Origin of the sequence: Streptomyces sp. NPDC087263, assembly GCF_044744645.1 — a bacterium.
Taxonomy (GTDB): Bacteria; Actinomycetota; Actinomycetes; order Streptomycetales; family Streptomycetaceae; genus Streptomyces.
Map to the genome: position 1 here is coordinate 252680 of NZ_JBIUYT010000006.1, position 24319 is coordinate 276998.

The window sequence follows — 24319 nt, forward strand, 5'->3', positions numbered from 1 at the left end:
GGAGCTGCTCGCGGAATGCGCGGAGCTCTCCGGGGCGGCAGGGGTGAGTGTCAGACCGACGCGGACACCGGAGTCCCCGGCAAGTTGAACGGGAGCGCGGGCGCCTGGTCCGGTACGAAGCCGTGGGCGCGGCGGGCCAGGTCCGCGGCCCCGTAGCGGTGGCAGTCCTGGTGCCACTTCAGGATGCCGGCCATCCAGTTCTGCAGCTCCACGACATAGCCCTGCATGATCCCGCGCACCTCCTCCGAGAGCTTGAAGTCCTCATAGAGGATGGGCAGTTCATGGGTAGCGACGTGCTGGAACTGCTGCATGCGCTGGGTCATCAGGTCATGGATGACGGCGAGCGCGGTCGGGTAGTCGCAGCCGAAGAAGTTCTGCACGACGAGGATTCCGTTGTGCACCTCGCCCTCGTACTCGATCTCCTTCTGGTAGGAGAAGACGTCGTTCATGAGCATCGCGTAGTCCATGGCCGCGTTCTCCAGCGACCGGACGGGGCCGCTGCGGTAGACCTCCGGCGGTACCTTCCGGCCGTGGCCGATGCGGCACAGGCTCATGGTGAGTTCGGAGCCGAAGGTGGCGCGGCGCATCTCCAGGTAGTCGACCGGGTCGGGGATGCGGTGCTGGATCTGGTTGGACAGCTCCCACAGCCAGCTCTCCGTCATCACGTCGACCGCGGCCCGGAACTGGCGCCGCTCGTCCGGGGTCATCTCCGCGGCGGTGCGCTGCCAGAGGTCGATGAGGCCGCGCTCCATGCCGTTGACCGGGACGGGGACATCCTCGCCGTCGATGGGCATACAGGCCGACAGGCGCGCGGTGACCAGTTTGGCGGTGGCCAGGTCGCGGCGGTTGCCGAAGACGAGCGGGTAGTAGTCGTCGCCGTAGGTGCCCCAGGCCAGCCACTGGGAGCTGACGTCGAGGGCCTCCGGTGTCGCGTCCGGGTGGATACCCGCCGCGCACAACGGCAGGTCGTAGGCGAGGAGTTTGTCCTCGTCCCAGACGCCCTCCTGAAGCATCCCCATGTCGTGCATCCAGCCGGTGATCCGGTCCCGGGCCCCCGCCAGATGCGGACTGAGCGTCAGCTCGAACGGCATGGAGAAGTCGGGGAGTTGAGAGGGGCCGACCTTCTGGAACGGGACATGGGTGTACGAACGCAGCCGCTCCGCCCCGGCCGCCGAGAGCAGCGCGCCGATGTCGACGGCGGACGTCCCGAACCCGGCGGCACCGAAGGGCTCCCCCTGCGACAGGGCCCCCTCGTTCATGTAGCGGCTGGACCGCAGGTGCCACTCGTGACCGCCGGACTGCCAGTCCTGGAGCCCCTGTGTGTACGCGGCGACCGCCGCGACCTCGTCAGGCGTGAGCCCCTTCTCCACGGCCAGCGCGGGCACTTCGGTGAACGCCGTGTGCTCGAACTGGTGGAGCCGGGAGGTGAGCACGTCGTTGACGGTCTCGGCGGCCTCCTGGGTCGTGCAGCCGAAGAAGGTCTCCAGGACGAGGACTCCGTTGCTGAGCTCGCCCTCGTCCTCGACCTCCCGCTGGTAGGAGAAGAGGTCGTTGCGCAGATGCACCCCGTCGGAGAACGTCTCCATCAGCACCCGCAGCGGCCTCGACTCGGCGACGGCGGCGGGCACTTCACGGGTCGCGTACTCGACGAGCCCCGCCGACCAGGGGGCGCCGCCCACCTTGCGGCGCATCTCGATGTACTCGACGGGGTTGGAGATCCGCCCTTCGTTGATGTTGGAGAGCTCCCACAGCGACTCGTTCAGCAGATGCTCGGTGGAGACCGCGAACCGCCTGCGCCACTCGACGGACATCGAGGGCACCGTGCGCGCCCAGAGGTCCGCGAGTCCAGCCTCGACGGGATTCTCCGGCTCCGGTACGGGAGTCGACAGGTCGAGCGGCATGAAGAGCGGCAGCCGGTCGAGGTAGGCCTTGCCGCCGTCGCGGTCCTGGCTGCGTTTGAAGATCTCCAGGAAGTGGTCGTCGAAGAAGAACACCCACACATACCAGTCGGTGATGAGGGAGAGTGCCGGGCCGTCGCAGTCGGGGTGCGTGTACGCGCAGAGCAGTCCGTAGTCGTGCGCGTCGAGGTCGGACTGTTCCCAGATGCCGGAGCCCTCCAGCATGCCCATTCCGCGGGCCCATTCGACCGAGTGGGCCCGCGCCTCGTCGAGATGCGGGTTCAGCCGCGCGGGATACGGCATGTAGAAGTGCGGGAGTTGGAACGGCTGCGTCATGGCCCGGCCCTACCCATGCCCCTCCGGGGGCATCCACAGGCCGGGACATGATCACACCATCGCGTGAATCAGCGTGCGAACGTACGCCATACCGGCAAACACCATGCGTAAAGCCCGCTCAGCTCCCCCGTCGTTCCGCCGCGGGCTCAGCTGCCGGAGGCCACCGGCAGAACTTCCTCCGCCACCCATGCGAGCGCGTCCGGCAGCTCCTGCGTCGTCACCGGAAGCCACAGCGAGCAGGAGGTGAGACCGGCCTCCGCGAGCAGGCCGAGCTCGTGGTTCACGCTGTCGGCGGTGGCCGCCTTCCCACCGAGCGGCCGCCACGGCATGTCCACCGCCGGGGAGAAGCCCGGCGGCACCAGGAACGCGCCCGACGTCAACGCGAGGGTGTCCGGATCCCGGCCGGCCTCCTCGCCGAGCGTCGCCAGCCGTTCCCGTACGGCGGTCAGGGCGGCCGCGTCGACTCCCGAGCCGTGCCACCCGTCGCCGTACCGCAGCGCCCTGCGCAGGGCCGCGTCACTCTCTCCGCCGATCCACACCTCGGGGCCACCGGGGGTGCGCGGCCGCACTCCGAGCCGCATCCCCTCGGCCCGGTCCTCCCACAACTCCCGCATGACGGCGAGCTGTTCGTCCATCCGCCTGCCGCGTCCGGCGAGCGAGGACCCCACGGCGGCGAACTCCTTCGCGTCCCAGCCGGCGCCGGCGCCGAGCGTGAAGCGGCCGCCGGAGACGCGGTCGAGGGTGGCTGCCTGATGGGCGAGGACGACGGGGTTGTACAGGGGCAGGATCAGGACGCTGGTCACCACCCGGATCCGGTCCGTCGCGCCGACGATCGCCGACAGCAGTACCAGCGGATCCGGGGTCACCCCCAGGTCACCGGCCAGGACATGGCTCGACGCGATGAGATGGTCGAAGCCCAGCCGCTCGGCCGTGCGGGCCGTCTCCAGAACCCCGTCGAGCTCACTCTCCTCCGCCGGCCACAGCCGGTGCGGCGCCACCCCGATCCGCATACCCTCAGCTCCTCCCCCGCGCGTCCGGCCGTTCACCCAGCCGTCGAAGCGCAATCCATACGCCGGTCCAGCTCGACGTCAGGGCTCCGACCCTAGAGTCAGAGCCGACGCCTCGACAGTGGTTCTCGGACTCAGCGCGCGACCTGGATCAGCGCGTGCGTGCCGCTCGTGCGCCAGCGCTGTTCCTCGGCGGCGTCGAGTGCGGCCTCGGTGCGGGCGTCGAGACCGACGGTCACGTCGGACTTGAGGGTGCGCAGGGCGGCGACCGGGCCCGGGAAGTACGCGGTGGGGGTCGTGAAGGGCGTCGTGGCAGGCCAACGCCTGTCGCCGATGAGGCGGCGGTAGTTCAGGTCGCCCTTCATGATCGTCACGTCCGCCGCGGCGAACTCCTCTCGCAGGTCGTCCGGCATGTCGGCGTACGGCAGAGGTGCGCAGGAGAAGGGATGGGCGCGGACCGTGAGGCGGCCGTCGGTCATGGCCGACCAGAGGCGGTGACCGGCCTCACCGGCGGCGCCCTTCGCGGCGGTCAGACGGCGCAGGGCGTCGACCACGTCGGCGGTCGTGGCGTCGGAGACGTAGTACGGGTACGGCTTCACGTGCAGCACGGCCCGCCCGGCGCGGCGGTGAAGGAGGAGGTGGTCGATGAGGAGCAGGTCGGGGACGAGTTCGCGGCCGGCGTTGTCCGCGACCACGCAGAGGGTGCCTCCGGCGAACAGCGACCGCAGCAACTCGCTCTCATCGGCTACGAGTTGTGAGTCGCCGGCCGTTCCACCGTCGGCGCCGGCCAGCCGGAAGCCGAGGTCCGCGCGGTTGCCCCACAGCGATCCGTGCAGCAGCGCCAACTCCTGTTCCTGGACCGGCCGGTGCGCGAGTTCGTCGAGGGCGGCGAGCTCCTCGTCCGCCTCCGGGGTGTCGAGCTCGGCGAGCTTGAAGGGCCGGAAGGGGTCGATACCTCGCCAGGGCCCGGGGGCGAAGTACCCGACCGCCTCCAGAAGTTGGTGGTAGAAGTAGCTCTCGGACCACAGGAAGGGCACGTCGAACCAGGACCGGCCGAAGTACTCCCGCCCCCACGCCTCCCACTGCGCACGGCCCTCCGCCCGCGCACCGAGCGGTTCCATGACGCCCTCGGTGCAGTCCTTCAGCAGGGCGTCGAGCGCGCGGTGCTGCTCGGGTCCGTACGGGAAGGCGTCCCGCACCTTCCGGATGAGCGCCGGATGCCGCTCGGCCAGCACACTCCAGGGGAACGAGCCCCGCACGTTGCTGAGGATCACGGGTGCTGCGGGGGCTTCGGACATGGTGGTGTGTTCCTCCGGGGCTGGGCAGGACCTCGGCAGGCACACTATCCGGCGTGTCACGGCCTCGCGGCGCCCCGGAAACCCGGGGCGCCGCGAGACGCCGTACGACAAGAGGCCGTGTGACCGTCAGAAGGTCAGTTTCCAGCTGTTGATCGTGCCGGTGTCCTGGGCGGCGGTGTCCTGCACGCGGAGCTTCCAGGTGCCGTTCGCACTCTCGCTGGAGGCGTCGACCGTGTAGGTGGCGCTGACGTTGTCCGCGGAGTCGGAGGAGCCGGCGGCCTTGAGGCGGTAGGTCGAACCGTCCGGGGCGACCAGGTCGATCACCAGGTCACCGCGGTAGGTGTGGGTGATGTCGACGCCGACCTGGAGGGCGGCGGGCGCGTTGCCGGTGCGGCCGCTGACGGTGATCGGCGACTCGACGGCGGAACCGGCGTCCGGGATGGCGAGGGCCGAGGTGCTGGTGAAGGTGGTGCCCCCCGTGGAACCGCCGGACCCGCTCACCGCCTGCACCGTCTTGGTCGCGTCCGCGAGACCGGCGCCGCAGCCGCCGGTGCAGGAGCCGGGCAGGGCACGGGCGTTGGTCTTGATGGCCGACTCGATCTGGGCCGGGGTCAGCGAGGAGTTCGCCGACTTCATCAGCGCGACCAGGCCCGCGATGTGCGGGGTGGCCATGCTGGTGCCCTGGTAGTACGCGTACGACTCCGTGGACGGCGTCTTCGTACCGGAGTTCAGCGTGGAGAGGATGCCGTTCGCGGTACCGGTGCTGGTCTGGCCGCCGGGCGCCGCGATGTCCACGAGGGTGCCGTAGTTGGAGTACGAGGCGCGGGCGCCGGTGCGGTTGGTCGCGGCGACGTTGATGACGTTGCTGCAACTCGACGGGGAGTAGCCCGAGGTGTTGGAGTTCTCGTTGCCGGCGGCCACGACGACCGTCGTCCCGCGGTTCACGGCGGCGGTGATGGCGGTCTGGGTGGCGGAGGTGCAGGCACCGGAGCCACCGAGGCTCATGTTGATGACCTTGGCGACGTTGGCGTTGGCGGGAACGCCGGAGACCGTTCCGCCGGACGCCCAGGTGATCGCGTCGATGATGTCGGAGTCGTAGCCGCCGCACTTGCCGAGCACGCGCAGCGGGGAGATCTTCGCGTTGTACGCGATGCCCGCGACGCCCTTGCCGTTGTTGGTGACGGCGGCGATGGTGCCCGCGACGTGCGTGCCGTGCCAGGACGAGTTGCCGGCACCGGTACCGGTGCCGCACTCGTCTGTGGCGTACCAGTCGCCCGGGTCGGCCGGGTTGCTGTCACGACCGTCGCCGTCGACCGAGACCGCGGTGTCGGAGATGAAGTCGTAGCCGGCGACGATGCTCCCGGCGACGTCGGAATGCGTGACGTAGCCGGTGTCGATGACGGCGACCGTCACACCGCTGCCGGTGGAGGTGGCCCAGGCGCCCGGGACGTTCATGCCCGCCGTGGACTCGAACAGGTCCCACTGCTTGCTGTATTCGGTGTCGTTCGGGTCAGCCTGCGGCTTGTTGAGTCGGTCCGGTACGACGTACGCGACCTGCGGGTCCGCCTGGTACCGCGCGATGACGTCGGCGACGTCCGCCTTCTTGAGCTCGGCACCCAGATCGACCAGGGCCGCGCCGGTGCCGAGGCGGCGCTGGAAGTCGAGGTCCTCGCCCGTCTCCTCGCCCTTGGCCCGGGCATCGGCATCGGCGGCCGAGTTGGACTTGGACTCGGCGGCGCCGGACTTGTAGCCGACGATCAGTCGCTCCGCCGGGGCGGCGACGGCCTGCGCGTCGGGGCCGGCCCCGACGGTGGCCGCGGGGGTCTGGGCGACGGCGACCGAGGTGGTCGTACCGGCCAGCAGAGCGGCGGATATCGCGGCGACGGATATCAGCTTCCGTCCGGCGCCGCGGGAGGGGGAGAACGAGGGCGAGGAACGCAAGGGCTTGCCTTTCGGGGCCGGCTCCGGGCAGCGCGATGCGAGGCGGAGCAGCGGTCGATTCGCTTCGTCGTCGAAGCGGAGGGGGGTGCAGAACCAGAAAGCGGCGCGGCGGCCGGCCATGCGCAAGCGACCCCGTCAGGGGTTTCCTGTGGGGTCACTGTGATCGAACGATAAGCAAACCGCAGGTGAGAGGGATACAGGGGAAACCCTCGATCTGGCCGGTAACCAACCCTCGGATGCGGGTAGTTGGCGGGGAACATCCCGTTTCACCCGAGTTGGGCATCTGAACGCGGCGCGCCTGGTTCCCGTACTTCACCGTGCGGTGCGGCCGCTCAAGTGATGCGGTGCGGCCGCACCGGCTTTCTCCCTTGCTTTCCCGCTTGATCCGTTGCTTTCCCGCTTGATCCGTTCTCCCGCTTAACCCGGTTGACTCCCTACCGCCTCACCGCGTTCCCGACCCGCCGAGGAGACCCACCGATGACCGCACTCCGCACCGCCACCGCGGCCACCGTCGCCGTGGGGCTGCCCCTGCTGCTCACCGCCCTGGCCGCGGGACCCGCCCAGGCACACGGTGCGCCGACGGATCCGGTCAGCAGGGTGGTGGCGTGCTCACCCATGGGCGGGGGCAACACACGTACAGCGGCCTGCGCGGCGGCGATCGCCGCGAACGGCGCGCCCTTCACGGCCTGGGACAACCTCCGGGTCGCCGGTGTCAACGGCCGCGACCGCGAGGTGATCCCCGACGGGCAGCTCTGCAGCGGGGGCCTCCCCGAATACAAGGGCCTCGACCTCGCCCGCGCCGACTGGCCCTCGACAACCCTGACTCCCGGCGCGTCCTTCACCCTCACGTACAGCTCGACGATCGCGCACACCGGGACCTTCAAGCTGTATCTGACCAAGCAGGGTTACGACCCGAGGTGGCCCCTGAAGTGGTCCGACCTGCCCACGCAGCCGTTCGCCACCGCCACCGACCCGGCTCTCGTCAACGGCGCCTACCGCATCAGGGCCACGCTGCCGTCCGACCGCACCGGCCGCCAGATGCTCTACACGATCTGGCAGAACTCCAGCACCTCGGACACCTATTACTCGTGCTCGGACGTGGTCTTCCCGGCGAAGAGCGCGGGAGGGGGCGGGGCCGCCCCGCCGACGGCCCCCTCTCCTGCCAAGGAGACACCTTCGCCCGCCGCGCCGAAGACGCCGGAGCCACAGAAGTCGGCTTCTCCGGCCGAGCAGACGCCGACAGCAACACCGGCGAGCCCTTCGCCACCCCAGGAGACCGCCCCCGACGACCTCACACCCGTCGCCGACAGCAACACCGGCGGCAACACCGGGCTCCCTCTGGTCGCGGGCGGAGCGGCGGCGCTCCTCCTCGCTGCGGGCGTCGCTTTCACCGCCTGGCGTCGCCGCTGAATCCCCCGGAGGCCTGACCAGCCGCGCCGGTGCGCCGCAACTTCCGTACTGCTAGGGCCAGTTGTAGACGCAGGCGACCCTGCGGAGGGTGCACGTCCCAGCCGAGGATGTGCTCGGCCTGTACGAGGCGTTCCTGGAGCGTCGAGTGATGCACCGTCAGTTCGGCGGCGGCCGCGCGCAGGCTGGGCGTCGAGGCGACGGCGTGGAGTGTCGCGGCCGCCCAGGAGGCCTCCGCGAGGGCGCGTTCCAGGGCGAGTTCGTCGGGGATCGGCGGGGTGTCCGGGCCCACCGCCGCGGCGAGCAGTGCCAGACCGCCGAGTTCGTCTGCGTACACCGTGCGGGGCCCGGGATCGTGCGCCGTGCCCCCGGCGGTGAACCGGAGTGCGGTCCGCGCGGCGGCCCACGACCGCGGCAGCTCGGCCGGTTCCACGGCAGGCCCGACACCGGCCCGCCGCGCCTCGGACCCGGGCCGCCCGGCGGGCACGATCTCCGCGCCGCCTCCTTCCAGCGCCACCGCGCGCACCGACTGGCCCCGCTTCAGCCCCAGTTGCGCTGCGGCATGCGTACGCGTGGCATCCGGTGCGGAGGCGTCGAGGACCACCTCGACCAGCGCGGGATCGGAGGCGGGTGCGGCCGGGGGCGCCCACCCACGCGTCCGCTCCAGGACCGCCCGTACGGCACCCGCGGCCCGCTCCAGGATCATCGCGCGTACGCCGTCAGGCGAACCGGGCAGCTCCAGCCAGAGAGCGGCTGCGCTCTCCGGACCCGGCACATCCGCGTGGCTGGCCGTCACCGGGGAGCCGACGGTGACCGGGGCGGCGCCGGAGCTGTCGAGCAGCGCCCGCGCCGGGGCGGAGCGGGGGATTTCGAGCGACGTCGCCTCCGAGGCCGCCTGCGAAGTACCCGCCTGCTCCGGCGTCCCGGCCACGCCAAACGTATCGAGCGGCACCCCAGGCGGGGTGGCATGAGGCGCCTCGAGCGACGCCGCCGCCGAGGCTGCCGCCTCCGGAGTAACCGCCCGCACCCGGAGCCCGGCCACGCCCGACGCGTCGAGGGGCTCCCCGGGCGGGGCGGCGTGCGGGGTGCTGAACGACGCCGACCCCGAGGTGGCCTCCGAAGTACCCACCCGCACCCCCGTCCCGACCACACCCGGCGCGTCATGCGGCACCCGCGGCGGAGTGGCGTGCGGGGCGTCGAGGGAGTCCGACGCCTGGGCGTCCATTCGCCCTTGCGGCCGGACCGCGCCGGACGCATCGAGCGACACCCCGGGCGAGGCGACGTCGGAGGCGTCAAACGACTCCGGCGCCGAGGCAACCTCCGAATTACCCGCCCGCACCCCCGGCCCGACCACGCCTGACGTATCGAGCGACACCCCAGGCGGGGCGGCATATGGCGCGTCGAACGACGCCGCCGCCGGGGCAGCCTCCGGAGTGCCCGCCCGCACCCCCGGCGCGACCACGCCTGACGTATCGAGCGACGCCCCAAGCGGGGCGGCATAAGGCGCGTCGAGCGAAGACGACACCGAAGCCGCCTCCGAAGCACCCGCCCGCACCCCCGGCCCGACCACACCCGACGCATCGAGCGACACCCCAAGCGGGGCGGCATAAGGCGCGTCGAGCGACGCCGCCGCCGGGGCAGCTTCCGGAGTGCCCGCCCGTCCCCGCGGGCGACCCCCCGCACCGGACGTATCGATCTGCGCCCGCGCCGGGGCGGCGCCCGGTGTGTCGGGCGAGGTCCATGGTCGGCGAACCTCGGAGGCGTCGAGCGGTACCCAGGGCCACGCCGGATCCACCGGGCCTCCCGAGTCCTCGCGCCGTCCGTTCGGCTCGACGCGGATCCGGACGCCGCGTCGCTCGTCGACCAGCCGGGCGGGGTAACCGGAGAGTACGGCGGCGCCTCGTACCAGCGCCTCCAGGCCGACCCGGCCCTCCATCAGACGGTCGAAGTAGGCGATGGCCTGTAGCGCGGCGCCCGCGTCCGGGTCGAGCTCCGCGAGCCGTCCTGCCAGCTCTCTCACGGTCACCATCCTGCGTCCGTGGGGCCGCCCTGCCAAGCGCCGGGAGCGCCGCGGACCGCGGACCTGCCTCTCAGACGCCCAGGAGCCGACGCAGCCAGCGCAGCTTGGCCCCCCGGCCGTCCTGGGACAGCTGAGCCTGCGGCGCGAACTCCTCGAAGCCGTGGAAGCCACCCGGCCACACATGGAGCTCGGCGCGACCGCCCGCCTGCCACAGGCGCGCGGCGTACGCGACGTCCTCGTCGCGGAAGGTCTCCGCCGAGCCCACGTCGATATAGGCCGGGGGCAGCCCGGACAGGTCGGTGGCCCGGGCCGGGGCCGCGTACGGCGAGACGTCGGGCCCACCGCTCGCCTCCCCGAGCAGCGCGCCCCAGCCCATCGCGTTGGCCGTCCGGTCCCAGAGGCCGAGTCCGGTCATCTGGTGGGCGGACACCGAGTCGTTGCGGTCGTCCAGCATCGGGCACATCAGCAGCTGGCCGGTCAGCTCCGGGCCGCCGCGGTCCCGGACCAGCAGGGCGAGGGCCGCGGCGAGTCCGCCACCCGCGCTCGCTCCGGTGACGACCATGCGCTCGGGGTCGATCCCCAGCTGGTCGGCGTTCTTGGCCGTCCACACCAGACCCGCGTAGCAGTCCTCGACCGGGGCCGGGTGCGGGTGCTCGGGCGCGAGCCGGTACTCCACCGACACCACCACCAGCCCCAACTCCTCGGCCCACCCGAGCAGTTCCGGCACACCCATCCGGTTGTTGCCGACGACCATGCCGCCGCCGTGGATGTAGTACAGGGCAGGCAACGGTGCGCTCACCCCGGCCGGCCGGCAGATGAGCAGCGAGACGTCGGGCGCTCCGTCGGGCCCCGGCACCGACCGCTCCTCGACCTGGAAGGCGCCGCCGCGTCGCAGATCCTCGTCCGAGGGCCGCATGGCGCTCGCGCCCTCCCGCAGCTGAGGAATCACCTCCGGCGTGAGGGAGGTCGGCAGGAACTCCGCGACCAGTTCCAGGGCGGCGGCCAACTCCGGGTCGAAGGGCGGCGGCGGAGGGACAGGACCGGTGTGTGCCGGTGGAGTGGCGGGCGTCGGCTCGGCAGTCATGGCGGCTCCTCGCGTTCTGGCCACCGCGGTGTGACCAGTGCGTTCATGGTGCCCCGCGGACGCGCAGCCATGTACGCGCCGTTCGGCTGGAATCCCCCGCCGAACGGCGGGGCGACATCCCGTGGTCTTCCCCGTCCGCAAACCGTGGCCACCACCCCTCCGCGGCTTCAGACGGGCTGCGGGGTCAGGCGTTGCAGGCCCTTGCGGTCGTAGTAGCGGGTCATCGCGAAGCCGAAGAGCAGTGCGAGAGCGGCACCGATCACGATCCACAGCCACGCGCGGGTGAGGCCTGCGTCGGCACGCGCGTCGAAGAAGAGGATGGCACGGACGCCGTCGCTGAGCTGGCGCATGGGCTCGAAGAGGGACAGAAAGCGGTAGAAGCCCGGAACGGCCTGTAGCGGAACGGTGGCTCCCGACGACGGCAGGCCCATGACGATGAACACGAACATGGCCACGAGCTGGCCGATCCCGCCGAACGCGGCGTTGATGGCCTGGACACCGAGCCCGACCGCGAAGCTGGCGCAGTACGAGTAGATCCACAGCAGGGGCAGGTGGGAGGCGTCCATGCCGAGGATCGCGACCGTGGCGACCATGATCAGGGTGGTGGTGAGAACGGTGATCCCGGCGGTCATGGCCATCTTCAACAGCAGCGTCTGGGTGCGGCTGACGGGCACGGTCGGGCGGCGGGTGTGCCAGGGACCGATCTCGGTGTCCGCGTAACCGAGGGCGCTGTCGACACCGGTACCGATGATGTTGGCGCCCATGAAGCCGGCCAGCACGAGCAGCAGGGTGTAGTAGAACGCGGTCAGGCCGAGGCCGGTGTTCTCGCCGATGGGGTGGCCGACCTGGGTGGTGACGGTGACCGGGTCGGCGAGCAGCAGCCGCTCGGTGGAGCCGGCCTTTGCGACGGCGAGAGCTGCCGTCAGCTGTTTGCCGATGGTCAAGGAGGCCTGCCGGGCGGCCTGTTGGGTGATTCTGCTCGCCAATGAGGAACCGAAGCTGCCCATGCCCGGGTTGGTCAAGACGGTGATCGCCGGTCGGGTCGTGGCGTTCGTGGTGGTGAGCGCGGCGACCGAGCCGGTGAAGTCGGCGGGGATGACCAGGGCGCCGTAGATCTTCGCGGAGGCCAGCTGGTCCTGGGCCTGCGCGGCGGTGAGCCGGCGCCAGCCAACCGTGTCGGAGGTTCCGGAGGTGACGGAACGGGTGATCTGCGTCCCCAGGTTCTCCTGCTGGCCGGGCAGCGGCTCGCCCCGGTCCGCGTTGACGATGCCGATGGGCAGGTCGTGCAGGGCACGGTTGGGATTGACGATGCCGCCCATGTAGAGCAGGGACAGCAGCAGGGCGAGCAGCCCGGTCAGGACGGTGGGCATCAGCCACAACTTGGGACGGCGCAGCAGTTTCACGGCCCGTGCCGACGCGGGGGCAGGCGCCTGCGTACGGGCCTCGCGGTGATCGCTGTCGTCGGCCATGGTTCTCCCTGGGTGGACCTGGGTAAATACGACCAGCAGTAATGGTGACCATTCTTCTACACAGGGTGACAATGCCGCGCGGTGGAAGGTAGCGATCACAGCCGGTGACGCTATGCCGCCATGACAGTCACGGGAGCGGTAAGCGGTAAGCGGTAGCGGTCACGCCACCGCGCGACGGAGAAAATGTCCACGCGGCGACAAAAAGACATATACCGATCCCCTGATGTCGGGTCCGGAACCAATCCGACCAAGCAGGTCAGGTCAGGGTGTCCGCGTCGCCCATCCTCCGACGCCGCTTCGGCTGCCGGACACCCTGCGGTCACACGGGAGGGGAACGCTCCCCCGCGTCCCCTCTTGCCTCGCCTTGTATCCGTCCGACCCGCGACCGCGCGGGACGCGACGCGGAAGGACGACGTGCGCCGTGTCCCAGATCCGGATCGACGAGTTGCCAGGGCCGCTCACCCTGGCACCCTCCCCCTCCCCCTGCCCCGACGTCTCTTCCCGCTCCTTCCTCTCCCCCGCCCGCCATCTCCGCCTGGCACTCAGCCTGGTCCCGCTGCTGCTGATCGGCGGGTGGGCCGCGGTCGACTGGCGTGCGGTGCACGACGGCTCCGCACGGCTGGTCTCCGCCGACCCCTGGTGGCTAATGGCCGGAGTGGTGTTCACCTGCCTGTGCTGGGTGGGCGCCGCCGTGACCCGGCAGGGAGCCATACCGGAGAGGCTTCCGCCAGGACAGCTGCTCGCCTCGCAGTTCGCCGCCGGCGCCGCCAACCACGTCCTGCCGGCCGGGATCGGCGCTCACGCCGTCACCCTGCGCTTCCTCCAGGGCCGCGGCATATCCCTCGCGCGGGCCACCGCCTCGCTCGCCCTGTACTCGCTGGTCAAACCGATCGCGAAGACGGTGCTGATCCTCGCGTTCCTCGTCGCCTTCCCCGGCACGCTGCGTATCGGCCAACTCGTCCCGGACGAACAGACGTTGCTGCTGCTCGCCGCGGGCGTCCTCGTCGGCCCCGCCGCGACGGTCCTGGTTCTGACGGTCGTACGCCGGTTGCGTCGCCCCCTGTTCGAGTTCGTCCGCACCGCTCTCACCGACGCGCGGATCCTGCACACCCGGCCCAGCCGGGTGCTCGCGCTGTGGGGCGGGGCGACCGTCTTCCCGCTGTTCCAGGCGGGCGTGCTCGCCTCGGTCGGTGCCTCGCTCGGCCTGCCCCTGCCCTGGCCGCACGTGGTCTTCGCGTACCTTGCGGCCAGCGCGGTGGCCGGGGCCGTACCCGCCCCGGGCGGCATAGGGCCGGTGGACGCGGCGCTGGTGATCGCCCTCGTCGTGTTCGGCGCGCCGATGACACTCGCCACCGCGAGTGTCATCGGCTACCGCGTCCTGACCGTCTGGCTGCCCCTGCTCCCGGGTGCGCTCGTACTCTCGGCGCTGGTCCGGCGAAAGGTGCTGTAGGCGGCACCGGCCCTCGCACGCCAGCCCAGGCCTCAGACCCCAGGCGCCAGCCCTCGTACGCCAGCCCCAGGCCGCAGACCCCAAGCACCAGCCCCCAGCCCTCAGCCCTCAGCCCTCAGACGCCAGTCCCCAGACGTCAGTCCCCAGACGTCAGCCGCAGCGAGATGGAGTTGATGCAGTACCGCTGGTCGGTCGGGGTCGCATACCCCTCCCCCTCGAACACGTGCCCGAGATGCGAACCGCACCGAGCACACCGCACCTCGGTCCGCTCCATCCCGAGCGACCGGTCCGTGATCAGCTCGACCGCGTCGGTGTCCTTCGGGTCGAAGAAGGACGGCCATCCGCAGTGCGACTCGAACTTCTCCCCGGAGGTGAAGAGTTCGGCGCCGCAGGCACGGCAGGAGTAGACGCCCGTCGTCTTGGTGTCGGTGTACTCGCCGGTGAACGCCGGCTCCGTGCCCGCCTTGCGCAGCACCTTGTACTCGGCCGGGGTCAGCTCCGCGCGCCACTGCTCGTCCGGCTTCTCGATGTCGTACGACATGATGCTCAACCCCTCGCGCAAACGGTGATGACTACTTCGGCAGACGCGCCAGGATCTCGGGACCGAGATCCGTGACGTCGCCCGCGCCCATGGTGAGAACGAGATCACCGGGCTTCGTCATTCCCGCGATCACCGACGGCACGTCCGCCTTGTCGTGGACCGGCGTCACATCCGCGCCCGCCGCCCGTGCCGCCTCGATGATCAGCTCGCTCGTGACGCCGGGAATCGGGTCCTCGCGGGCCGGGTAGATGTCCAGGACGAGCGAGGCGTCCGCCAGGGACAGGGACTGGCCCATCTCCTTGCCCAGCTCCTGGGTCCGGGAGAACAGGTGCGGCTGGAACACCACCAGGATGCGGCCGGAGGCGCCCGCGCGCATCGCCTCCAGGTCCGCCGTCATCTCGGTCGGGTGGTGCGCGTACGAGTCGACGACCTGGACGCCGGCCTCCTCGCCCTTCAGCTGGAGGCGGCGCTTCACGCCCGTGTAGGAGGCGAGCGCGGGGGCCAGCTCGGCGGCCGGGATGCCGAGCGCGACGCCCGCGGCCAGCGCGGCGACCGCATTGTGGGCGTAGTGGCGGCCGGGGACCGAGACCGCGAAGGTGAGTTCGGCGCCGTCAAGCAGCACCGTCACCTCGCTCTTCAGCCCCTGGGGGACGACGGAGAGCACCCGGACGTCCGCGTCCGCCGACTCCCCGTACGTCACCACCTCGACGTCGCAGGCCGTCACGCGCCGGGTCAGCTCTCGTGTGCCCTCGTTGTCCGCCGAGATCACCAGCGTGCCGCCCTCGGTGATGCGCTCCACGAACGTCTCGAAGGACTCGTAGATCTCGTCCAGGGACGCGTAGTTGGCGTGATGGTCCAGCTCCGCGTTGAGGATGATCGCCACCTCGGGCGCGTACTTGTGGAAGCTGCGGTCCGACTCGTCGGCCTCGGCGACGAAGATGTCACCTTCGCCGTGCAGGGCGTTCGAGCCGGGGGCGTCGAGGTCGCCGCCGATCGCGTACGACGGCTTCAGACCCAGCGTCGAGAGCGACACGGCCAGCATCGAGGTCGTCGTCGTCTTGCCGTGGGTGCCCGCGACCGCGATCGGACGCAGACCGTCCATCAGGCGGGCGAGCGCGTCCGAGCGGTGGACCACCGGGATGCCGAGCTCGGCGGCGCGGGCCAGCTCCGGGTTGTCCGCGCGGATCGCGGAGGAGACGACGACACAGGTGGCGTCGACCGCGAGGTGATCGGCCGCATGCCCGATGTGCACCGTCGCGCCCAGCGTGCGCAGGGCCTCGGCGGTCGCGGACTCCTTCGCGTCACTGCCCGCCACCGTGGCCCCGCGCTGCGCGAGGATCTTCGCGATGCCCGACATCCCGGCGCCGCCGATGCCGATGAAGTGCGGTCGGTCCATGGCGGTAGGAAGGCCGGGTGCCATGCGTGTGTCTCCCAAGATCCGGTACGAGGCTGAGCGCCCTCACGGACAGAGCGCCTCCCCAGACTATTGCGTACACCGCCCGGCACCTCGCAAGGGGCGTCGGCAGCGACGCCGGCAAGGGGTGCGGGGAACCGCGCGACCAGCCACGAAGCCCCGCACCCCGAAAAGCACCTCACCCCCACGGCGCCCCACGGCCAAGCCCGCCGGCAGCGGCACCGCGGCGAACCGTCACACCTTGCTGTGCGAGAACAGCTTCAGCACCGGCACGCCCACCTTGTGGCGTGCCCGCGAGGCCCAGTCACGGTGGAAGAACTCCTCCACGTAGTGGGGGTCCGTCAGCACGATGACCTCGTCGGCGCCGATCTCCTCCACCAGAGCCTTCAGCGCGTCCAGCGGGTGGTCCTCGATGAGCCGCCCCTCGGCCTGGTTGCCGGTCGAGCGCAGCGCCACCAGCGACACGTCCAGGGCCTGCTGCCCCTGCCCGGCCGCCTCCTCGCCCTCGGGGGTCTCGTCCTCGTGAGCCGCCTCGTCCAGCTCGCCGAGCGCGACGTCGTCGATGGCCCTCAGCAGCCGGTCCGCCTGGTCGCCCCGTGGCTGGAGCAGCACATGGAAGCCGACCGCCTCGTCACCGTGCAAGGTGGTGACGAACTCCACGTCAGCGGACGTCAGGGCCTTCTCGATCATCAATACGCTTGTGAACACGACAGGCGCCCTTCTCCTCCGTGGGCCGTTCCCAGGCCCCTGCGGAAACCATCCTGCCCCGTAACCGCACGGGGTCTGCGAGATTTAGTGTGCCCAGCCGAAGAAAAACGGAACGGAGTATTCCGCTGACTTGTCAGGGCCGACGGTATCGGGTGTAGAGGAACCCGGCCTCTTCCAGCAGGGACAACAGTTCGAACCGTTTCGGAACAGCGATCGCGGGCCCTCCGGCGATCCGCTGCGCGTCCCCGACGGTGAGCATCGGGGAGACGGCCAGGCAGAGCTCATCGAGCACGCCGGCCGCGACCAGCTGGCCCAGCAGCCGCGGGCCGCCCTCGGTCAGCAGCCGGGCCATGCCGAGGTCGGCGAGCGCACGTACGGCCCGGGCCGGCTCCACGCCCATGCCGTCCCCCGCGATCACGACCCGCGCGCCCGCCTTCTCGGCGGCCGCCACCCGGTCCGGGGCCGCCCCGGCACCGGTCAGGATCAACGTGGGCACGAGGGGCGAGGTGAAAAGCGGAAGCGTGAAGTCCAGGTTGAGACTGGCGGTCACGACCGCGATCGCGGGCGCCGGGCCCTGTCCGGCCGCCTGCCGCTGCTCGGCGAAGTCCGCACGCGCGCGTGCCGGACGATAACCCTCTTGGCGTACCGTTTCCGCACCCACCAGGACGACGTCCGCCAGCGCGCGCAGCACACCGAAGATCCGCATGTCGGTGGCGCTGGAGATGGGCTGGGAGCGCCCGTCGTGCTGGGCGGCGCCGTCCAGCGTCGACACCATGTTGGCGCGCAGCCAGGGCTCCCGGACGTCCGGATAGGCGTACGCCTCCGCCAGCTCCTGGAGCCCCCACTCCCGGTCCGTCACATCCGCATCCGTCGCCCCGTCGGAGGCGTGGGCCGCTGTTTCGTACGTCACAGGGAACAGGCGTCGCATGACGTGCAGTGTGGCACGGCCCCTAGACTGGGCAATCGTGTCGACCTCCACCACCTCCGCCGGGTTCGGCCCGATAGCCGGAGCGACCCCGCCGTCCCTGTGCGCCCGCGAGCCGCATGTCCCCGCGGACCGGCTCGTCGCCGAGATGGTGCCGCCGCCGCGCTTCGACTCGGTCCGCTTCGCCACGTACCTCCCGGACCCGAACCAGCCGAGCCAGCCCGAGGCCGTACGCGTCCTCAGTGCCTTCGCGGCCGGTCTCGGCGCGCCGTACTCCACGGGCTCGGGCAGGCGCGGGCTGTTCGGCTTCGGAAAGGCCCCCAAGAAGGCTCCCGCCGGCCCCCGCGGCGTCTACCTGGACGGCGGCTACGGCGTCGGCAAGACCCATCTGCTGGCCTCCCTGTGGCACGCGACCCCGGCGGAGCCCGAGCTCAAGGCCTTCGGCACGTTCGTGGAACTGACGAACCTGGTCGGCGCGCTCGGCTTCCAGAAGACCGTGCAGACACTGAGCGGCCACCGGCTGCTGTGCATCGACGAGTTCGAGCTCGACGACCCCGGCGACACGGTCCTCGTCTCCACCCTGCTCGGCAAGCTGGTCGACGCGGGCGTGGCGCTCGCGGCCACCTCGAACACGCTGCCGGGCAAGCTCGGCGAGGGCCGGTTCGCGTCCATCGACTTCCTGCGCGAGATCCAGGGCCTGGCCGCGCACTTCCGCCCGCTGCGCATCGATGGCGAGGACTACCGCCACCGCGGGCTGCCCAAGGCCCCGGCGCCGTTCTCGGACGAGCAGGTCACCAAGGCGGCGTACGCCACCGACGGCGCGTCGCTCGACGACTTCCCGCATCTGCTCGACCACCTCGCACGCGTCCACCCGAGCCGTTACGGCGCCCTGACCGACGGTCTCAAGGCCGTCTGCCTCACCGACGTCCAGCCGATACCGGACCAGTCGACGGCGCTGCGGCTGGTGGTGCTCGCGGACCGGCTGTACGACCGCGAGGTGCCGGTGCTCGCCTCCGGAATGCCCTTCGACCAGTTGTTCAGCGAGGAGATGCTGAACGGCGGCTACCGCAAGAAGTACTTCCGCGCGATTTCCCGGCTCACCGCGCTGGCACGGGACGCCAAGGGGCTCGTAAAGGGCTGAATTCCGCCACGCTCCCCTCCTTTTCAGGCTCTCTTCAGGGTGAAACGTAGAATTAACCCTGCAAACAACTGGCCGCGTTACCTTAGATCTTGATACTGACTGTTGACGTGTGTGAGCAGCCGGGAGGGGGCTTGAGTTGCGAGCTAGGACAGCCCGGTCCCTGTTCGTGGCCCTCGCCACGATCCTGATGAGCCTTCAGTTCTTCGTTCCCATAGAGACGTTCGCTTCCGCGCAGAAGAACGAGATCGTCTCCTGCGGCGAGTCCGAGCATCAGCAGAAGCAGAAGGTGGCTCCGCCGCTCCGGTCCCGCGACCGGAACCGTGACGAGGACCCCCTTCCCGAATCCCCCTCCCGTGCCCTGCTGGAATGCGATCCGGCGGCCGGTCATCCCCTCGGCACGCCGGACGCGGCTTTTCTCCGCACATCGTCGAGATCCTCAACCGCCCTTTCCCCAGCCACACTTCAGATCTTCCGCTGCTGAGCCGAGCGCATCTCCCCCCACGCTCCGTTCTGTAGGCCGACGCGCCGTCTGGGCGCGCCAGGAGGAACTGACAGATGCAGCCCCTCATCGAACACGCCCGCGCGCACGGAAAGCGCCCCGAGCGGTTCGCACAGCTGGCCCAAGGCCAGTCCCCCCAAGTCCTGTTCATCACCTGCTCCGACTCACGTGTCGTCCCGGCACTGATCACCGGCGCCCGACCCGGCGAGCTCTTCGAACTGCGCACCGCGGGCAACATCGTTCCGCCGTACGTCCCCGGCCGGCCGTCCGCCGAGGCCGCCACCGTCGAGTACGCGGTGGACGTACTCGGTGTCACCGAGATCGTGGTCTGCGGGCACTCGCACTGCGGCGCCGTCGGCGCCATGGTGCGGGGCGACGACCTGACCGCCGTACCCGCCGTGCGCGACTGGCTGGCACAGGCCGAATCCCCGTCCGACGCACCGGACAACGACCCGGCGGTGGCCGAGCCGGTGCGCAACCACGTTCGCGCACAACTCCTCAGGCTCCGCGCGTACCCATGCGTGGAACGGGCCCTGACGGCAGGCCAACTACGCCTGCACGGCTGGTACTACGAGGTCCACACCGGCGCCGTACAGGCGCACCGTGCGGACACCGGCACCTTCGAGGCGCTGTGAGGCGCGCGATGAAACTCCCCCACCTGCGGCAGGACTTCGCCGCGTCCGTCGTCGTGTTCCTCGTCGCCCTGCCCTTGTGTGTGGGCGTCGCCGTCGCCTCCGGAGTCCCGGCCGAACTCGGCCTGGTCACCGGCATCGTGGGCGGTCTCGTCACCGGGCTGATGCGTGGCAGCAGCCTCCAGGTGTCAGGGCCGGCCGCGGGGATGACCGTGCTGGTCTTCGAGGCCGTGCGGGAGTACGGCCTCGCGGTCCTCGGTGTCATCGTGCTCGTCACCGGCCTCCTCCAACTCCTCATGGGCGCGCTGAAGTTGGGGCGCTATTTCCGGGCCATCTCGGTGGCCGTCGTCGAAGGCATGCTGACCGGGATCGGCCTGGTGCTGATCGCGGGGCAGCTCTACTCGATGGCGGGCCTGAAGGCGCCGGTCTCCGGTCTCGACAAGCTCGGCGGACTGCCGGCGGCGCTCGTGGACGCCGTGCACAGCCCGGAGGCACTGGCGTCGGTCGCGCTCGGCACGGGGACCATAGTCGTCCTCGTGCTGTGGAAGCTGCTGCCGCGGCGGGTGCGTACGGTGCCGGGGGCGCTCGGCGCGGTCGCGCTGGCCACCCTTGTCTCGTGGGGCTTCGCACTGCCTGTGGCGAAGGTCGAGGTACAGGGGCTGCTGGGCTCGATCCAGCTGCCCTCCCTCGACGCCTTCGGGGAACTCGCGAGCGTGGGTGTGCTCGCCACGATCCTCGCCTTCACCCTGATCGCCTCCGCCGAGTCGCTGTTCAGCGCGGCGGCCGTGGACCGGCTGCACGACGGCCCACGGACCGCGTACGACAAGGAGCTGATGGCGCAGGGCGCGGGCAACACCATATGCGGGCTGCTCGGCGCACTGCCGATGACCGCGGTGATCGTACGCAGTGCGGCGAACGTCCAGGCGGGCGCGCGGACGAAGGCGTCCCGGGTGCTGCACGGCGTGTGGCTGCTGCTGTTCGCGGCGCTGCTGCCCGCCGCGCTCGGCGTCATTCCGCTGCCCGCCCTCGCGGGCATCCTGGTGTACGCGGGGTGGAAGCTGATCCCGCTGCGGGAGATCGCGTCGCTGTGGCGTGAGCACCGGGGCGAGGCGCTGATCCTCGTCGTCACCGCGGTGTCGATCGTCGCGATCAGCATGTTCGAAGGCGTTCTGATCGGGCTCGCGCTGGCCGTCGCCAAGACGGCCTGGGAGGCCTCGCACGTACGCCTCGACGTCATAGACAAGGGGGCCGGGCCCGTCCAGGCGTACCTGTCGGGCAACGCCACGTTCCTCCGGCTCCCCAAGATCCTCGACAGCCTGGAGGCACTGCCTCAGGACCGGCCCATCGAGCTGGACCTCTCCGGCCTGCACCACCTCGACCACGCGTGCCGGACCGCACTGGAGAACTGGTCGGTCCGGCACAGCTCGGCGGGGACCGACCCGGTGAAGGTCACTTCGAGGTCCTGACCTCGGGTCTGCGTCGCAGATCGACAAGGGCTGGGCTCGCTTCGCCGCGGGCCCAGCCCTTCGACGTACAGTGGACATATTGGTCTTACTGGGCGGCTCGAAAGGGGGTCGTCATGCTCCAGGAGCTGTTGATCGCCGGGGTGGCAGTCGGTTCCGCGGGGTTGGTGTACGCCGGGGCGGCAGCCCGGGTCATCAAGCAGTACGAGCGAGGCGTGGTCCTGCGGCTCGGGCGGCTCCGCGGAGAGGTGCGCACCCCGGGGTTCACGATGATCGTCCCGGGCGTGGACAAGCTGCGCAAGGTCAACATGCAGATCGTGACGATGCCGGTGCCCGCGCAGGACGGCATCACGCGGGACAACGTCACGGTCCGGGTGGACGCTGTCATCTACTTCAAGGTGATCGACGCCGCCGACGCCGTCATCCAGGTCGAGGACTACCGCTTCGCGGTCTCGCAGATGGCGCAGACGTCGCTCCGCTCGATCATCGGCAAGAGTGATCTCGACGATCTGCTCTCCAACCGCGAAAAGCTGAACCAGGGCCTGGAGTTGATGATCGACAGCCCGGCGATGGGCTGGGGTGTGCAGATCGACCGCGTCGAGATCAAGGACGTGTCCCTGCCGGAGACGATGAAGCGGTCGATGGCCCGGCAGGCGGAGGCCGACCGTGAGCGGCGGGCCCGGATCATCAACGCGGACGCGGAACTTCAGGCGTCCAAGAAGCTGGCGGAGGCCGCCGGGGTGATGTCCGAGCAGCCCGCCGCGCTCCAACTGCGCCTGCTACAGACGGTGGTGGCGGTCGCGGCCGAGAAGAACTCCACGCTCGTACTGCCCTTCCCGGTGGAGCTGCTGCGGTTCCTGGAACGGGCGCAGCCACAGCAGGGGCCTGCGCAGGGGCCGGCGCAGCCGGAGCCCACGCGGCCGCGCGCCGCGGCACCTCCGGCCGATGTCGGGCCCGCACCCCTGTCCCGCGACGCCGAGGCGGAGGCCCTTCCGCCTGGCGAGGCCGGAACCGGGGTCGGCGGATGACGCGGGTGGTTCCGGCAGTCCCTCTTCCGTCATGCACACAGCCAGGCCATCACCTGTCCGCCGACGGGAATGGAGAAGGCCCGACCGCGAGTAGCGGCTCCCGGCCACTCCCCGCACCATCGAGGGACACGGCCGGAAGGGGCGCACGATGACGAAGAAGGACGGCAAGAAGAAGCACCACGGCAGGAGCGGGGGCAAGGACGGCGGGCGGCAGGACAGCGGCAAGGCGCCCGCCCCGCTCCGTGAACTCCTGCGCGTCCCCGGCGGCGCGAAGGTCGACCTCTCCTCCTACGAGGCCGGGGCCACGCCCACCGGTCCGCAGGACAAGGCCGCCGGTCTCGCCGCCACCGCCGGAATGGGCGAACGCCTGGCCAACCTGCAAGAACGCCTGTGGGCCGCGAGCACGGCGGGCGACCGGCGGCGCGTTCTCCTGATCCTCCAGGGCATGGACACCAGCGGCAAGGGCGGCACGGTCAAGCACGTCATCGGGCACTTCAACCCCTCCGGCTGCCGCATCCGGGCGTTCAAGGCACCGACCGCCGAGGAACGGAAACACTCCTTCCTCTGGCGGATCAGGAGGGCGCTCCCCGAAGCCGGCGAGATCGGCATCTTCGACCGCTCGCACTACGAGGACGTCCTGATCGGCCGAGTCCGCGAACTGGCCCCGCACAAGGAGATCAACCACCGCTACGGCGAGATCAACCGCTTCGAGAAGTCACTCGCGGACGACGGCGTCACCGTCGTGAAGGTCTTCCTCCACATCTCCTACGAGCAGCAGCGCCGCCGTCTCCTCGAACGCCTGGACAACCCCGACAAGTACTGGAAGTTCAACGTCGGCGACATCGACGAGCGCACGCTGTGGCCCGCATACCAGAAGGCGTACGAAATCGCCCTCGATCGCTGTTCCACGCCTGAGGCGCCCTGGTACCTGATCCCCGCCGACCGCAAGTGGTACCGGAACTGGGCGATCAGCAAGCTCCTCCTGGAGCACCTCGAAGCCCTGGACCCGCAGTACCCGAAAGCGGACTTCGACGTGGAGGAGAGCCGGAAACGACTGCTCGCACAGACCCTGGACCCACCTGCGCGGCTCTAGGCCCGCTCTAGGCCCGCTCTAGGCCCTGTGCGGGTGACTTCCGGAGCGCGTCCGGCGGCACGCGCTGATAATACGCAAATAGTTACATTCACCCCGATATCTTCATCGGGTGATCATTTCAGTAACACGATTCGCCGCGGTCTGCGCCCTGGGCGCTGTGCTCGCCGCCTGCGGGGCCCCCGACGCCCCGCCCGCTCCCCGCAAGGAACGCCCCGCGCCCGCCGGCGCCGCGCCGTCGCAGCCCCCGACGCTCGCCCCGGGCCCCGGCGGCCTGACCCCCGTCTTCAGCAACGGCACGCGAACGCGCGACAAGACGGTCGCGCTGACCTTCGACGCGGACATGACCGCGGATCAGGGGGACAGGGCGGCGGCCGGGGAGCACTTCGACAACCCCCGGCTCATCGCCACCCTGCGGCGCTTCAAGGTGCCGGCCACCGTGTTCATGACGGGACGGTGGGCCGAGGAGTACCCCCAGGAGGCAAGGTCCATCGGACGGGACCCCCTCTTCGAGGTGGCGAACCACTCGTACAGCCACTATGCCTTCACGGACGACTGCTACGGCCTGCCGACCCTGCCCGAGGGCAGGATGCGGGCGGACGTGGAGCGGGCGTACGCCTCCTTCAAGAAGGCGGGTGTGCCCCGCGCGATGCCCTACTTCCGCTTTCCGGGCGGGTGCTACGACCAGCGTGCGCTGCGGACGCTGAGCACGGCCGGGGTGACCGCGGTGCAGTGGGACGTGGTCAGCGGGGACGCGTTCGCCACGGACGCGGACGCGGTGGCCCAGGAGGTGCTGGACGGCGTGCGGCCCGGTTCCGTCGTCGTCATGCACTGCACGCGAAGCGCGGCTCCGGCGACCGAGCAGGCACTGCGGACGATCGTGCCCGAGCTAAGGAAGAGGGGGTTCCGCTTCGTCAAGGTGTCCGAGCTGATCGGAACGGCGACCCACCAACGGTAGGCGGCTCGGT

The 24319-nt window shown here is 70.7% G+C and carries 20 protein-coding genes; 9 read left to right on the top strand and 11 right to left on the bottom strand.

All coding sequences use genetic code 11. The features are described from left to right. Nucleotides 1–50 precede the first annotated feature (50 nt). The 4 genes from cyc2 to ACIPC1_RS21455 all read right to left on the bottom strand — a co-directional run bounded on the left by cyc2 (nucleotide 51) and on the right by ACIPC1_RS21455 (nucleotide 6480). On the bottom strand, nucleotides 51–2234 hold the full coding sequence (gene cyc2, locus ACIPC1_RS21440; RefSeq protein WP_402519116.1) for a germacradienol/geosmin synthase Cyc2: 2184 nt from the start codon (nucleotides 2232–2234) through the stop codon (nucleotides 51–53). Between the two features lie 146 nt (nucleotides 2235–2380). Then, nucleotides 2381–3244 (bottom strand): TIGR03619 family F420-dependent LLM class oxidoreductase, encoded by an 864-nt coding sequence (locus ACIPC1_RS21445; protein WP_402519117.1) that lies wholly within the window; start codon nucleotides 3242–3244, stop codon nucleotides 2381–2383. Nucleotides 3245–3375: 131 nt separating this feature from the next. Next, entirely contained in the window at nucleotides 3376–4539 is a 1164-nt protein-coding gene (locus ACIPC1_RS21450; RefSeq protein WP_402519119.1) for a damage-control phosphatase ARMT1 family protein, read from the bottom strand. 126 nt (nucleotides 4540–4665) lie between these two features. Further along, the gene (locus tag ACIPC1_RS21455; RefSeq protein ID WP_402519121.1) at nucleotides 4666–6480 is read right to left on the bottom strand and encodes a S8 family peptidase; all 1815 of its coding nucleotides are present in this window, start codon (nucleotides 6478–6480) and stop codon (nucleotides 4666–4668) included. 477 nt (nucleotides 6481–6957) lie between these two features. Between ACIPC1_RS21455 and ACIPC1_RS21460 the strand changes: the two genes are divergently transcribed. Next, nucleotides 6958–7890: a lytic polysaccharide monooxygenase gene (locus ACIPC1_RS21460; RefSeq protein ID WP_402519123.1), complete on the top strand. Its 933-nt coding sequence runs from the start codon at nucleotides 6958–6960 to the stop codon at nucleotides 7888–7890. Here the strand turns inward: ACIPC1_RS21460 and ACIPC1_RS21465 are convergent. From ACIPC1_RS21465 to ACIPC1_RS21475, 3 genes are all read right to left on the bottom strand, one after another. Beyond that, complete coding sequence (locus ACIPC1_RS21465) at nucleotides 7868–9907, bottom strand: helix-turn-helix domain-containing protein (protein WP_402519124.1); 2040 nt, start codon at nucleotides 9905–9907, stop codon at nucleotides 7868–7870. The two genes, ACIPC1_RS21460 and ACIPC1_RS21465, sit on opposite strands and share 23 nt — an antisense overlap. Before the next feature lie 70 nt (nucleotides 9908–9977). Beyond that, nucleotides 9978–10991, bottom strand: a complete 1014-nt coding sequence (locus ACIPC1_RS21470) for an alpha/beta hydrolase (RefSeq protein ID WP_402519126.1) — start codon at nucleotides 10989–10991, stop codon at nucleotides 9978–9980. 167 nt (nucleotides 10992–11158) lie between these two features. Beyond that, nucleotides 11159–12460: a YhgE/Pip domain-containing protein gene (locus ACIPC1_RS21475; protein ID WP_402519127.1), complete on the bottom strand. Its 1302-nt coding sequence runs from the start codon at nucleotides 12458–12460 to the stop codon at nucleotides 11159–11161. Nucleotides 12461–12881: 421 nt separating this feature from the next. On the opposite strand from ACIPC1_RS21475, the gene ACIPC1_RS21480 reads away from it, so the two are divergent. Then, the gene (locus ACIPC1_RS21480) at nucleotides 12882–13910 is read left to right on the top strand and encodes a YbhN family protein (protein ID WP_402519129.1); all 1029 of its coding nucleotides are present in this window, start codon (nucleotides 12882–12884) and stop codon (nucleotides 13908–13910) included. A gap of 136 nt (nucleotides 13911–14046) precedes the next feature. Here the strand turns inward: ACIPC1_RS21480 and msrB are convergent, their stop codons facing one another. From msrB to ACIPC1_RS21500, 4 genes are all read right to left on the bottom strand, one after another. Then, entirely contained in the window at nucleotides 14047–14451 is a 405-nt protein-coding gene (msrB, locus tag ACIPC1_RS21485; protein ID WP_402519130.1) for a peptide-methionine (R)-S-oxide reductase MsrB, read from the bottom strand. 31 nt (nucleotides 14452–14482) lie between these two features. Continuing rightward, nucleotides 14483–15871, bottom strand: a complete 1389-nt coding sequence (murC, locus tag ACIPC1_RS21490) for a UDP-N-acetylmuramate--L-alanine ligase (protein WP_402519132.1) — start codon at nucleotides 15869–15871, stop codon at nucleotides 14483–14485. 228 nt (nucleotides 15872–16099) lie between these two features. Further along, nucleotides 16100–16573 (bottom strand): indole-3-glycerol phosphate synthase, encoded by a 474-nt coding sequence (locus ACIPC1_RS21495; protein ID WP_402519134.1) that lies wholly within the window; start codon nucleotides 16571–16573, stop codon nucleotides 16100–16102. Between the two features lie 133 nt (nucleotides 16574–16706). Beyond that, a complete protein-coding gene (locus ACIPC1_RS21500) occupies nucleotides 16707–17501 on the bottom strand; it encodes a pyrimidine reductase family protein (protein WP_402519135.1) in 795 nt (264 codons plus the stop codon). On the opposite strand from ACIPC1_RS21500, the gene zapE reads away from it, so the two are divergent. The 7 genes from zapE to ACIPC1_RS21535 all read left to right on the top strand — a co-directional run bounded on the left by zapE (nucleotide 17500) and on the right by ACIPC1_RS21535 (nucleotide 24309). After that, nucleotides 17500–18639 carry a cell division protein ZapE gene (gene zapE / locus ACIPC1_RS21505; RefSeq protein WP_402519136.1) on the top strand — a complete coding sequence of 380 codons (1140 nt, stop codon included), beginning with the start codon at nucleotides 17500–17502 and terminating at the stop codon, nucleotides 18637–18639. The genes ACIPC1_RS21500 and zapE overlap by 2 nt on opposite strands. A 166-nt stretch (nucleotides 18640–18805) precedes the next feature. Next, nucleotides 18806–19120, top strand: a complete 315-nt coding sequence (locus tag ACIPC1_RS21510) for a hypothetical protein (protein WP_402519137.1) — start codon at nucleotides 18806–18808, stop codon at nucleotides 19118–19120. 74 nt (nucleotides 19121–19194) lie between these two features. Then, on the top strand, nucleotides 19195–19773 hold the full coding sequence (locus ACIPC1_RS21515; RefSeq protein ID WP_402519139.1) for a carbonic anhydrase: 579 nt from the start codon (nucleotides 19195–19197) through the stop codon (nucleotides 19771–19773). A gap of 8 nt (nucleotides 19774–19781) precedes the next feature. Next, on the top strand, nucleotides 19782–21236 hold the full coding sequence (locus ACIPC1_RS21520) for a SulP family inorganic anion transporter (RefSeq protein WP_402519141.1): 1455 nt from the start codon (nucleotides 19782–19784) through the stop codon (nucleotides 21234–21236). 113 nt (nucleotides 21237–21349) lie between these two features. Beyond that, entirely contained in the window at nucleotides 21350–22261 is a 912-nt protein-coding gene (locus ACIPC1_RS21525; protein ID WP_402519143.1) for a slipin family protein, read from the top strand. 148 nt (nucleotides 22262–22409) lie between these two features. Continuing rightward, entirely contained in the window at nucleotides 22410–23354 is a 945-nt protein-coding gene (locus tag ACIPC1_RS21530; protein ID WP_402519144.1) for a PPK2 family polyphosphate kinase, read from the top strand. Between the two features lie 109 nt (nucleotides 23355–23463). Further along, on the top strand, nucleotides 23464–24309 hold the full coding sequence (locus tag ACIPC1_RS21535; RefSeq protein WP_402519145.1) for a polysaccharide deacetylase family protein: 846 nt from the start codon (nucleotides 23464–23466) through the stop codon (nucleotides 24307–24309). Nucleotides 24310–24319 lie beyond the last annotated feature (10 nt).

What these genes read in the sequence shown, in the direction of transcription:
- cyc2 (WP_402519116.1), bottom strand. Translation starts at nt 2,234, where the DNA reads ATGACGCAGCCGTTCCAACTCCCGCACTTCTACATGCCGTATCCCGCG.
- ACIPC1_RS21445 (WP_402519117.1), bottom strand. Translation starts at nt 3,244, where the DNA reads ATGCGGATCGGGGTGGCGCCGCACCGGCTGTGGCCGGCGGAGGAGAGT.
- ACIPC1_RS21450 (WP_402519119.1), bottom strand. Translation starts at nt 4,539, where the DNA reads ATGTCCGAAGCCCCCGCAGCACCCGTGATCCTCAGCAACGTGCGGGGC.
- ACIPC1_RS21460 (WP_402519123.1), top strand. Translation starts at nt 6,958, where the DNA reads ATGACCGCACTCCGCACCGCCACCGCGGCCACCGTCGCCGTGGGGCTG.
- ACIPC1_RS21470 (WP_402519126.1), bottom strand. Translation starts at nt 10,991, where the DNA reads ATGACTGCCGAGCCGACGCCCGCCACTCCACCGGCACACACCGGTCCT.
- ACIPC1_RS21475 (WP_402519127.1), bottom strand. Translation starts at nt 12,460, where the DNA reads ATGGCCGACGACAGCGATCACCGCGAGGCCCGTACGCAGGCGCCTGCC.
- msrB (WP_402519130.1), bottom strand. Translation starts at nt 14,451, where the DNA reads ATGTCGTACGACATCGAGAAGCCGGACGAGCAGTGGCGCGCGGAGCTG.
- murC (WP_402519132.1), bottom strand. Translation starts at nt 15,871, where the DNA reads ATGGCACCCGGCCTTCCTACCGCCATGGACCGACCGCACTTCATCGGC.
- zapE (WP_402519136.1), top strand. Translation starts at nt 17,500, where the DNA reads ATGACGTGCAGTGTGGCACGGCCCCTAGACTGGGCAATCGTGTCGACC.
- ACIPC1_RS21500 (WP_402519135.1), bottom strand. Translation starts at nt 17,501, where the DNA reads ATGCGACGCCTGTTCCCTGTGACGTACGAAACAGCGGCCCACGCCTCC.
- ACIPC1_RS21515 (WP_402519139.1), top strand. Translation starts at nt 19,195, where the DNA reads ATGCAGCCCCTCATCGAACACGCCCGCGCGCACGGAAAGCGCCCCGAG.
- ACIPC1_RS21520 (WP_402519141.1), top strand. Translation starts at nt 19,782, where the DNA reads ATGAAACTCCCCCACCTGCGGCAGGACTTCGCCGCGTCCGTCGTCGTG.
- ACIPC1_RS21525 (WP_402519143.1), top strand. Translation starts at nt 21,350, where the DNA reads ATGCTCCAGGAGCTGTTGATCGCCGGGGTGGCAGTCGGTTCCGCGGGG.
- ACIPC1_RS21530 (WP_402519144.1), top strand. Translation starts at nt 22,410, where the DNA reads ATGACGAAGAAGGACGGCAAGAAGAAGCACCACGGCAGGAGCGGGGGC.